Origin of the sequence: Actinomadura darangshiensis, assembly GCF_004349235.1 — a bacterium.
Lineage (GTDB): Bacteria > Actinomycetota > Actinomycetes > Streptosporangiales > Streptosporangiaceae > Spirillospora > Spirillospora darangshiensis.
In genome coordinates this window covers 1-10034 of sequence record NZ_SMKY01000317.1, presented here as the reverse complement: position 1 = coordinate 10034, position 10034 = coordinate 1, and the positions used below count along the sequence as shown (strand labels likewise).

The window sequence follows — 10034 nt, the reverse complement described above, 5'->3', positions numbered from 1 at the left end:
GCGGCACCGGCCGGGACGGCGGCGCGGCGCAGCAGCGGCAGGATCACGGTGCCGGCGACGTCGAGGCTCGCGTCCGGCTCCGGAGCGGGGGCGGCCGGTACGTGACGGCCGTTCACGGCGGCGGGGGCGGCGGCGGGACCGGAGCCCGCCTGGATCATCGCCTCCAGCCGGGTCGTGAACTGGGCGATCAGCATCGAGCTGACCTCGGCGAGCAGGCTGCGCCCGAACTGGGCCGCGCGCCCGCTCACCGCTAGGTCGGTGGTGACGTCCACGCGGGTGCCGCCGTCCTCGGGGCGCAGCGCGGCCGTCACCGTCGCGGACGCGGTGCCGCTGCCGCGCTCCTCGCGGCCCCGCGCCTCGATGACGCCGCGGTGGTCGACGTCGTCGCGTTCGACGAAGCGGGCGGTGCCGCGGTAGCGGGCGTTGATCGGGCCGATCTTGGTGGACAGGCCGCCGCGGTGCTCGCCGTCGACGACCTCGTCGAGGTGGGCGCCGGGCAGGCACGGCGCGATGCGCGGCAGGTCGGTCAGCAGCGTCCACGCCTCCTCGACGGGCAGCGAGACGTGGAAGGTGTTCTCGAGTCGCATGTCGTGGTCTCTCGTCAGTGCCGGTCGGCGGCGGTCCGGGCCGTCTCGTGCGGCCAGTACGGCGCCGCGCCGAGCCGCCGGCTGGTCATCGTGTCGACGATCGCACCGCCGGCCTCGGACTCGGCCTTGACGCGCCGCCATTCCGGGTCGGCCTGGAACGCCTCCCAGGCGGCTTGCCGGGCCTCCTCGTCAGGGAAGCGCAGCAGGTAGACGATCCGGCCGGGGTCGTCCAGGTCGGACCAGAAGCCCGCGACGTCCATCCCCAGCCGCTCGAACAGGCCGAGGGTGTGGTCGGCGAAGCGGGCGTGCAGCGCCTCGGCGCCGCCGGGCGCGGCCGCGTACTCGCGCAGCTCGTAGATCAACTCGTCTCCTCGGGTCAGGCGGCCGCGGCCGCGTGCTCGGTGGCGCGCCGGTGCGCCTGTGCGACGGCGCGGACCGCCAGCGTGCCCGCGACGTCGCGGCGGTACTCGCCGGGCGCGTGCAGGTCGCCGCTGGGGTCGATCGCGGCGCGCAGCGCGTCCGCGGCCGCGGCGAGCCGCGCCTCGGTCAGCGGCCGTCCGGTGAGCGGCTCCTCCGCCTCGGCCGCGCGGTGCGGTGTCGGCGCCACGCCGGTCACACAGACGCGGGCCTCCTCGACCACGCCGTCCCGGACGGTCACCTGCGCGGCGACGCCGACCAGCGCGAAGTCGCCGCTGCGGCGCCCGACCTCCTGGAAGCTCGCCCCGGTGCCGGGCGCGGCGCGCGGGAACCGGATCTCGACGAGCAGCTCGTCGGCCTCCAGCACGGTCATGAGGTTGGCCTGGAAGAAGTCGCGGGCCGCGATCTCCCGCCGTCCGGCCGGGCCCGCCGCCACGAGCACCGCGTCCAGGGCGCGGGCGACGGCGGGCAGTTCGGCCGCCGGGTCGGCGTGCGCGAGGCTGCCGCCGACCGTGCCGCGGTTGCGGATCGGCGGGTGGGCGATGTTGGGGAAGGCGGCGGCGAGCAGCGGGGCGTCCGCGGCGACGGCGGGCGAGCGCTCGGCCCGCGCCTGCCGCACCATGGCGCCGACCACCAGCTCGTCCCGGGTGCGCCGCAGCTCGGCGAGCGCGGCGATCCGGCCGAGGTCGACCAGGTGCTCCGGGCGGGCCAGCCGGAAGTTGAGCAGCGGCAGCAGGCTCTGGCCGCCGGCGAGCACCTTGGCCTCGGGGGCGTGCTCGGCGAGCAGCGCCACCGCCTCGGCGGTCGTGGCGGGGCGGTGCAGCTCGAAGTCGACGGGCTTCATCGCGCCCCTCCGGGGCCGATGCCGAACAGGCCGGCCGCCGTGCCGCCGAGGATGGCGTCCCGGTCGCCGTCCTTGAGGTCGGCGCGCTCGACCACGTCCCGCGGCGCGAGGTCGCCGATCGGGAACGGGTAGTCGGAGCCGAGCAGCACCCGCCCGGGACCCGCCTTGGCGGCCAGGAACTCCAGCGTCGGCGGGTCGAAGACGACGCTGTCGAAGTACAGCCGGGCGAACGACTCCAGCGGGTCGGCCGTCGTCTCGGGGTGCAGGACGTGGTTGCGGACGAGCCGCCCCAGCGCGTACGGCAGCGCGGCGCCGCCGTGGGCCACCACGATGCGGGCCCGGGGGAACCGGGCCGGGACGCCCGCGTACAGCAGCCTGGCCAGCGTGACCGTGCTGTCCTCAAGGCGGGCGAGCCCGTTGACGAGCCCGAAGTCCTGGTAGCGCGCCCCCGCGCCGGCGAAGCCGGGGTGCAGGAACACGACGGCTCCGGTGTCGTCGGCGGCCTCCCAGACCGGGGTGTAGGCGGGGTCGTCGAGCTCCCGCCCGCCGGCCCGGGTGGCGATCATGACGCCGGGCAGGCCCGCCGCGCGGCACGCCGCGAGCGCGGTGGCGGCGCCGCCGGGGTCCTGGAGCGCGACGGTGCCGAGCGCGACGAGGCGCTCGTCGGCCGCGGCGGTCTCGCGCAGGGCGCCGGTCAGCGTCTCGGCCCAGCCGGCGCCCTCGGCGGCCGGCAGGTCGTAGCCGAAGATGTCCAGCCACCCGCCGACGACCTGCCGGTGCACGCCCTGCTCGGTCAGCCACCGGCCGCGCCGGTCCGGGTCGAGCAGGCCGGGCGCGACCGGCCTGGTCGGCTTGCCGCCGGCGAAGCTCACCGTGTAGGTGGACTCGTGCGGGCGGACCTCGATGCCGGGGAACCGCTCGCGGCCCGCGGCGAGCCCGGCGAGCAGCTCGCGCGGTGCCAGGTGGGCGTGGACGTCGATGACGAACTGGCTGGTCACTTGTCTCCTCGATGGTCGTCTCGGGCCGCCCGGAGCGCCGCCCACACATCGCCCGGCTTGATCGGCAGGGAGTGGACGGGCGGCGCGCCCGCGGCGGTCAGCGCGTCGTTGACGGCGCCGGCGACGGCCGCCGGCGCGCCCATGTAGCCGGCCTCGCCGACGCCCTTCTGCCCGAGCGTCGTGTACGGCGAGGGCGTGCAGTGCTCGGTGTCGACGATGGTGGGCACCTCGTGCGCGCTGGGCAGCAGGTAGTCCATGAAGGACTGGGTGAGCGGCTGCCCCTCCGGGCTGTAGGCGAACTGCTCGTAGAGTGCGACACCGATGCCGTGCGCGGTGCCGCCGTAGACCATCCCGCGGACCACGTCCGGGTTGATGACCGTCCCGCAGTCGTGCGCGATGTAGTAGCGGTCGAGCTCCACCTTCCCGGTGCCCGGGTCCAGCGCCGCGAGCACGAGGTGCACCTCGAACGAGTAGCACGGGTACACCTGCACGGTGCCGTCCGGCTGCGCGAGGGCGCCCGACCGCGGCGTGTGCGCGGCGTGCACGACCTCCAGGCCCGGCTGGACGCCCGGCGGCATCAGGTGCTGCTTGCGGTGCGCGATCGCGGCGATCTCCGCCCAGGCCAGCCGCCGCGCGGGGTCGGCGCGGACGGCGACGTCGCCGCCGTCGTAGTCGACCTCGTCCGGCCCTACGCCGAGGTTGTGCGCGGCGATCGCGCGCATCTTGTCCTTCAGCTCGTCGCCGGCGCCGCGGATCGCCTGGCCGAGGACGATCGTCATGCGGCTGCCGACCGGGCTCTGCGACGGCATACCGGTCAGCGAGTCGGCCCGGACCACGGCGATCCCCGCAGGGTCGCGGCCGAGTTCCTCGCCGACGAGCGTGGCGACCATGGTGTCGTGCGACTGCCCGGACGACGACAGCGCGATGACCACGGTGACGGCGCCCTCGCCGTCCACCCGCAGCCGGCAGGCCTCGGGGAAGGTGGTCTTGTCGTTGGACGGGTTCATGATGTTCTCGAAGATGGCGTTGCCGCCGCCCGGCTCCAGGCAGGCGGCCACGCCGATCCCGGCGAGCCGTCCCCCGGCGCGCAGCTCGTCCCGGCGTGCCTCCAGCGCGGGCAGGTCCGCCAGCGCGACCGCCTTGTCCAGCACGGCCGGGTAGTCGCCGGAGTCGTACTCGGTGCCGCTCGGGATCCGGTACGGGAACTCCTCAGGCCGGATGAAGTTGCGCCTGCGCAGCTCCATCCGGTCCATGCCGAGGTCGCGGGCCACGGCGTCGACGGCCGCCTCGATCGCGTAGTTCGTCGGCGACTGCCCGAACCCGCGGACGGCGACCTGCCCGGTCTTGTTCGTCACGACGGCCGTCGCGTTGTACTCCACGCTCGGGATCCGGTACGGCCCGACGATCGCGCCGATCGGCTTGGCCAGCTGCAGCGGCGACCGTCCCGGGTAGGCGCCCTCGTCGTCGAGCACGTCGATGCGGATGCTGGTGAACTCGCCGTCGGCGGTGTAGGCCAGCTCCACCTCGAAGAGGCGGTCGGGGCCGTGGAAGTCGCCGCCGTGCATGTTCTCGGCCCGGTCCTCGATCAGCTTGACCGGGGCGTCCAGCATGCGCGACAGGTGCGCGGCGAGGACGCCGTGCTTGATGCCGCGCTTGACCCCGTAGCTGCCGCCGACGTCCACGTCGAAGTGCACCCGCACCTGGTTGGTCGGCAGGCGCAGCGACCGCGCGAGCTGCTCGGGGAACTGCGGCATCTGGATGGACGCCCACACGTCCAGCAGGTCGCGGCCGCGGTCCCAGCGGGCCACGACGCCGAACGTCTCCAGCGGGACGGTCGAGTTGCGGTTCCAGCGGGACCGCACCCGCGTCGTGCCGGCCGCGCGGGCCCGGTCGCCGTCCACGTCGCCCCAGCGGAACTCGCGGTGCGCCATGACGTTGGTGCCGTGGTCGGGGTGGACGAGCGGCGACCCGTCCTCGGCGGCCTCCTCGGGGTCGAGCACCAGGGGCAGCGGCTCGTAGTCGACGAACACGCGCTCCGCGCCGTCCTCGGCCACGGCCCGCGACTCGGCCACCACCGCGGCGACCCACTCGCCCGCGTACCGGGTCTCGCCGGCCGCGAGCGGCCGCCACTGGACCTGCGGCACGTTGAGGTACTGCTTGAGCGGCTCGGTCTCCTTGGCCAGCTCGGCGCCGGTGAGCACGGCGACCACGCCGTCCATCTCCAGCGCCTCCGCCGCGTCGATCCCGGTGATGCGGGCGTGCGCGTGCGGGCTGGTGACCAGCGCGACGTGCAGGGTGCCGGGCGGGGTGATGTCGGCGACGTAGCGGCCCCGGCCGCTGACGAAACGCCGGTCCTCGCGGACGCGGCCCGGCTTGGAGACCCACCGGAACTCGGTCTCGGTCACCTGGCACCGCTCCCTTCGGCCGCGCGCTCGACGGCCTCGCGGATCTGGACGTAGCCGGTGCACCGGCAGATGTTGCCGCCCAGCGCCTCGTCGATCTCGGCGCGGGTCGGGCGGGGGCGCTCCTCCAGGAGAGCCTGGGTGGCCAGCACCATCCCGGACGTGCAGTACCCGCACTGCGAGGCGTGCGCGTCGCAGAACGCCTCCTGCACCGGGCTGAGCCCTCCGTCCGGTCCGCCGGCGCCCTCGATGGTCGTCACCGCGTGCCCGTCGGCCTGGACCGCGAGCACGATGCACGAGCGGACGGGCTCGCCGTCCAGCAGCACCGTGCAGGCGCCGCAGACGCCGTGCTCGCAGCCGAGGTGCGTGCCGGTCAGCCCGAGCGTGTCGCGGAGCAGGTCGGCCAGGCTGGTGCGGGCGGCGGTGCCGCAGCGGCGCGGCTCGCCGTTGACGACGATCTCGATCTCATGGCGGCTGCCCATCTCATCTCCCCCCGTCGTTGGAACGTTCCCGCCAGGTCTCGCCGATGAAGTCCTCGACAAGCCGCGTGAACCCGGCGGGGTTGTCCACGTTCGACAGATGGCCCGCGTCCGGGACGACCTCCAGCGCGGCGCCGTCGATCCCCGCCGCGATCCGCTCGGACAGCGCCCGCGGCGTCTTGCGGTCGCGTTCGCCCCACAGGACGAGCGCGGGGGCCCGGACGTCCGCCAGCCGGTCGGCGATGCGGACGCCGAAGCAGGCCGCGACGCTGTCCGCGTAGTGCTCGGCGTCCATTCCGGCGATCGCCTTCCGGACCGCCTCGGCGCCCGCCGGCGGCGGGGTCCGCGTGATGGTGTCGGCGACGTAGGCGTCGGCCAGCGCCGCCATCCCCTGGTCGCGTGCGGCTCCCGCCAGCGAGGCGATCCTGGCCTCGGCGGTCTCGGGCGCCAGCTCCACGAAGCTGTCCGCGATCACGACGGCCGACACCCGGTCCGGGCGGGCCGCCGCGTACGCGACCGCCTGGATGCCCCCGAGCGACACCCCGACCAGCGCGGCGCGCCGGACGCCCGCGGCGTCCAGCACAAGCCCAAGATCGTCGGCCCAGTCGTCGGCGGTCGGCGGCCCACCCCAACCGGAGCCGCCATGCCCCCGCGCGTCGGGCGCAAGGACCCGCCGGCGGGCCGACAATGCCTCGGCCTGCGGCGACCACATGCGATGGTCGGCGCCGAGGCTGTGCAGCAGCACCACGGCCTTGTCGTCCCGCGCCCCGGCGTCCAGGTAGCTGAGGCCGGGGTGTCCACCCGTCGTGCGCACGGCGTCGTGCTTCACTCGGCTCCTTCCGGGTTCATCGCGGTGATCAGCCGTTCGCGCAGCTCGGCCAGTACCTCCGGGTCCGAGCCGGCAGGCACCCTGACCTCGTCGGCCAGGTGGCCGGGCGGCCGGAGCACGAGGATCCGCTCGCCGAGCGTCAGCGCCTCGTCGAGCGAGTGGGTGATGACGACGCCGGTCTTGCCGCCGGCGCGCACCAGCTCGACGAACTCCTTGCGCAGCGTCCGCGCGGTGATCTCGTCCAGCGCGGAGAACGACTCGTCGCACAGGATGATCTCGGGGTCGACGGCGAAGGCCCGGGCCAGCGAGACGCGCTGCCGCTGGCCGCCGGACAGCTGGTGGGGGTAGGCGTCCTCGCGGCCGGCGAGGCCGAGCCGCGACAGCCAGTCGCGGGCCCGCCCGTCCCACTCCTGCTTGGGGATCCCGGCGAACTTCATGCCGGTGCGGACGTTCTGCAGCGCGGTGCGCCAGGGCAGCAGCCGGGCGTCCTGGAACACGACCGCCATCCGGCGGCGGAACCAGTCGAACTCGGCGTGCGGGTCGTGTCCCTCGACGCGGACGCTGCCCTCGGTGGGCGGGAACAGCCCGAGGATGAGGTTGAACGTGGTGGACTTCCCGCATCCGGTGACGCCGACGACGGAGACCAGCTCGCCGCGTCCGATGCCGAAGCTGAGGTCGCGCAGCGCGTGGTGGCCGGGGAAGACCTTCTGCACGTTGGTGAACTCGATGACGGGCTCGTGCGGCGCGGTTTCGGTCATGTCGGTCAGCCCTCCGCCTTCGGGGCCGCGGCGGACGACGCGCGGCCGGGTCGGTCGATCCGGGGCCGGTAGCGCAGCACCCAGGACTCCAGCAGCTCCACGGCGCCCTGGACGATGAGCATGCTGACGGCGAGCAGCAGGGTCCACGAGACCACCGCGGCCATGTCGAACAGCTGCTGCGCCGACAGCAGCTGGGCGCCGACGCCGACGGTCGCGCCGACCAGCTCGGCGATCAGCACCATCCGGATGCCGAGCCCGAGGTTGACCTTCCAGGCCGTGAAGATCCCGGGCGTGATGGCCGGCAGCGTGATCTCGCGGAACAGCGACCACCGCCCGGGCCGGAAGGACCGGGCCATGTCGCGCAGCTCCGCCGGGATGCCCCGGTAGGAGTCGTAGGTCTGCAGCGCGAAGCCCGGCAGCGTCACCAGGACCATGACGAACCAGACCCGCAACTCGACGTCGGCGAACCAGATCACCGCGATGATCACCCAGGAGAGGGACGGGATGCCCTGCACGAAGCGGACCAGCGGGAGCAGGTACCGGGCGGCCGGCGAGCTGGCGCCCATCGCCAGGCCGAGCCCGAGGCCCACGGCGAACGAGCCGATGAGCCCGACGCCGACGCGGGCGAGCGTGGTGAACAGGCTCCGCAGCAGCTCCCCGCTGGTAAGGATGCCGCCGATCTCCTTGGCGACGCTCGGGATGCTGGGAACGTCGTACTCGGGCGTGAACCGCGACGCCAGCGCCCACACGCCGAGGAGCACCACGACGAGGATGGGCAGGCTCGGATCGCGGAACCTCTTGCGGCCGGCAGGCGCGCCGGCCTGCGGTGCCGCAGCGGGTGGCGGGGACGTGACGGTGGAGGACGAGGTGGCCATCAGAGCCCCCTGTAGACGATGGTGGACGGTGGTGTCTCGGCGAGGTAGTCGGTCTGCCGCCCGGCCTTGAAGACCGCGTCGATGGGGCCGGTCAGCCGGGACGCGGGGGCGACGCGCAGGCCCAGCCGGTCCCCGTCCTGGATCAGGCCCTGCAGCGTCGCCGCCTTGCCCCGCGGGGTGGCCGCGGCGACGATCTTCGCCGCGGCGGCCGGGTTGGCCGTGGTCCACGCGGCCGCGGCGGCGTAGATCCGGTACAGGGTGGTGACCACGTCGGGATGCGCGCGGGCCCAGCCGCGGTGCGCGGCCAGCCCGAGGTAGGGGATCGTGGCGGTGCCGAAGGCGTCCCGCCAGGCCGGCAGGCCGATGTCGAGGCTGCGGATGCCCGGCTTCTTCTTCAGCAGCGAGGAGTAGGCGGGTTCCCAGATCTCGGTGCCGTCGGTACGGCCCATGATCGCCATGGTGGACAGCCCGGCGGGGGTCTGGTTCTGTAGTTCGACGTCGTCCAGGTCGAGCCCCGCCCGCTTGGCGAACCAGGCGAACATGGCGTGGTTGGTGGTGCCCGTCGCCGCCGCCAGCCTGCGTCCGCGCAGGTCGGTCAGCCGCCGCACCTCGGGGTTCGACGTCACGACCGCGCTGAAGTAGTCGAAGATGTTGAACAGGTAGGTGACGTCGATGCCGCGCTCGGTGCGCAGCGCCTCCGACAGCAGCGCCGCGCTGCCGCCGATCTCGTAGTGGCCGGACGCGAACTCGGTGTTGTACTTGTCCGGGGTCGAGTAGGAGAACGCGATCCGCAGCCCGTGTGCGGCGTCGATGCGCCTCGCCTTGATCACCGCGGGCAGGAAGGCGCCGAGCGACGGCGCCTGGAACGTCAGCACCCGCACCGTGCGGCGGCCGTCCGAGGCGACGGTCAGCGTCTCGGGCGACCCGCACCCGGCCGCGGTGAACGCCAGTCCCGCGGCCCCGGCCAGCACGCCGCGCCGGCTGACCCCGCTCATGGCACGGCCGGCACTGTTCCGGCGGTGACCGGGGACGCGGGCCCACCCATCGCCACCGAGACCGCCACCGCGCACTCAACGGTCCGATCACGGAGCGCCCCGAAAACCCCCGGCCCGAACCGCTGCTCAGGCAAGCAGAGCCCCACCGAGGCGACAACACGTCCCGTGTGATCACGCACCGGCGCCGCGACGCCACCGACTTCGTCCCGGTAGCTCCCATGGTTGACGGCGTACCCGTTCGCCCGGACCCCCTCCAGCATCTCTTCCAGCGCCAGCGGTTCGGTCACCGACTTACCGGTGTAGGCGGGCAGCGGCCCGCCGAGCACGGACGCGATCTCCTCCCGCGACTCGTAGGCCAGCAGCGCCCGCCCGGTGGCCACACAGGTCGCCGGGCACCGCCGCCCGACGTAGGACTTGGCCACCACCGGATGGAGGCTCTCCAGCTTGTCGACGTAGACGACGTCGCCGTGGTCGTAGACGGCCAGGTGGACGGTCTCGCGGGTCTCGCGATTGAGCGCGGACAGGTGGGGGGCCGCGACGGCGCGCAGGTCGAGCTGGTGCGCCCACATGCTGCCGAGCTCGAAGCACCGGACGCCCGCCGAGTAACGGGACGTGCGGGAGTCCTGCGTGACGTACCCCCGTCCCTCCAGGGTCGTCAGCAGCCGATGGACCGTCGTCTTAGGCCCGCCGACGGCCTCCACGATCTCGGCCAGCCCACGAGGACCACCGGACCGCACGAGCAGTTCGAGGATGTCGAGCGATCGCTCAAGCTGACCGCCGGGAGAGGAGTTGGACCGCTGTTCCATAAACCGCAGCAAAGTGGACCATCATCCCAATGTCAACCCCACCC

General features: G+C 74.1%; 11 protein-coding genes. All 11 read right to left on the bottom strand.

All coding sequences use genetic code 11. The annotated features are described in order from the left end of the window. Positions 1-587: SRPBCC family protein (locus E1293_RS39595; protein WP_165978601.1), on the bottom strand; the 587-nt coding region annotated here is incomplete at its 3' end. Positions 588-601: 14 nt separating this feature from the next. Further along, the gene (locus tag E1293_RS39590; RefSeq protein ID WP_132204056.1) at positions 602-949 is read right to left on the bottom strand and encodes an NIPSNAP family protein; all 348 of its coding nucleotides are present in this window, start codon (positions 947-949) and stop codon (positions 602-604) included. 14 nt (positions 950-963) lie between these two features. After that, a complete protein-coding gene (locus E1293_RS39585) occupies positions 964-1848 on the bottom strand; it encodes an FAD binding domain-containing protein (protein ID WP_132204054.1) in 885 nt (294 codons plus the stop codon). Further along, positions 1845-2846, bottom strand: a complete 1002-nt coding sequence (locus E1293_RS39580; protein ID WP_165978600.1) for an amidohydrolase family protein — start codon at positions 2844-2846, stop codon at positions 1845-1847. The genes E1293_RS39585 and E1293_RS39580 overlap by 4 nt, the downstream gene beginning before the upstream one ends. Continuing rightward, positions 2843-5251, bottom strand: a complete 2409-nt coding sequence (locus E1293_RS39575) for a xanthine dehydrogenase family protein molybdopterin-binding subunit (protein WP_165978599.1) — start codon at positions 5249-5251, stop codon at positions 2843-2845. The genes E1293_RS39580 and E1293_RS39575 overlap by 4 nt, the downstream gene beginning before the upstream one ends. Then, positions 5248-5730, bottom strand: a complete 483-nt coding sequence (locus E1293_RS39570) for a (2Fe-2S)-binding protein (protein WP_132204048.1) — start codon at positions 5728-5730, stop codon at positions 5248-5250. The genes E1293_RS39575 and E1293_RS39570 overlap by 4 nt, the downstream gene beginning before the upstream one ends. Position 5731: 1 nt before the next feature. Beyond that, complete coding sequence (locus tag E1293_RS39565; protein ID WP_132204046.1) at positions 5732-6556, bottom strand: alpha/beta fold hydrolase; 825 nt, start codon at positions 6554-6556, stop codon at positions 5732-5734. Continuing rightward, positions 6553-7314, bottom strand: a complete 762-nt coding sequence (locus E1293_RS39560; protein ID WP_132204044.1) for an ABC transporter ATP-binding protein — start codon at positions 7312-7314, stop codon at positions 6553-6555. Before E1293_RS39560 ends, E1293_RS39565 begins: the two co-directional genes overlap by 4 nt. 5 nt (positions 7315-7319) lie before the next feature. Then, the gene (locus E1293_RS39555) at positions 7320-8189 is read right to left on the bottom strand and encodes an ABC transporter permease (protein ID WP_132204042.1); all 870 of its coding nucleotides are present in this window, start codon (positions 8187-8189) and stop codon (positions 7320-7322) included. Beyond that, positions 8189-9184 (bottom strand): ABC transporter substrate-binding protein, encoded by a 996-nt coding sequence (locus E1293_RS39550; protein ID WP_132204040.1) that lies wholly within the window; start codon positions 9182-9184, stop codon positions 8189-8191. The genes E1293_RS39555 and E1293_RS39550 overlap by 1 nt, the downstream gene beginning before the upstream one ends. After that, complete coding sequence (locus E1293_RS39545) at positions 9181-9990, bottom strand: IclR family transcriptional regulator (RefSeq protein WP_132204038.1); 810 nt, start codon at positions 9988-9990, stop codon at positions 9181-9183. The genes E1293_RS39550 and E1293_RS39545 overlap by 4 nt, the downstream gene beginning before the upstream one ends. Between the last annotated feature and the right edge of the window lie 44 nt (positions 9991-10034).

Excerpts from the sequence above, each read along its gene's own strand:
- E1293_RS39585 (WP_132204054.1), bottom strand. The coding sequence starts at position 1,848 with ATGAAGCCCGTCGACTTCGAGCTGCACCGCCCCGCCACGACCGCCGAG.
- E1293_RS39570 (WP_132204048.1), bottom strand. The coding sequence starts at position 5,730 with ATGGGCAGCCGCCATGAGATCGAGATCGTCGTCAACGGCGAGCCGCGC.
- E1293_RS39560 (WP_132204044.1), bottom strand. The coding sequence starts at position 7,314 with ATGACCGAAACCGCGCCGCACGAGCCCGTCATCGAGTTCACCAACGTG.
- E1293_RS39555 (WP_132204042.1), bottom strand. The coding sequence starts at position 8,189 with ATGGCCACCTCGTCCTCCACCGTCACGTCCCCGCCACCCGCTGCGGCA.
- E1293_RS39550 (WP_132204040.1), bottom strand. The coding sequence starts at position 9,184 with ATGAGCGGGGTCAGCCGGCGCGGCGTGCTGGCCGGGGCCGCGGGACTG.
- E1293_RS39545 (WP_132204038.1), bottom strand. The coding sequence starts at position 9,990 with ATGGAACAGCGGTCCAACTCCTCTCCCGGCGGTCAGCTTGAGCGATCG.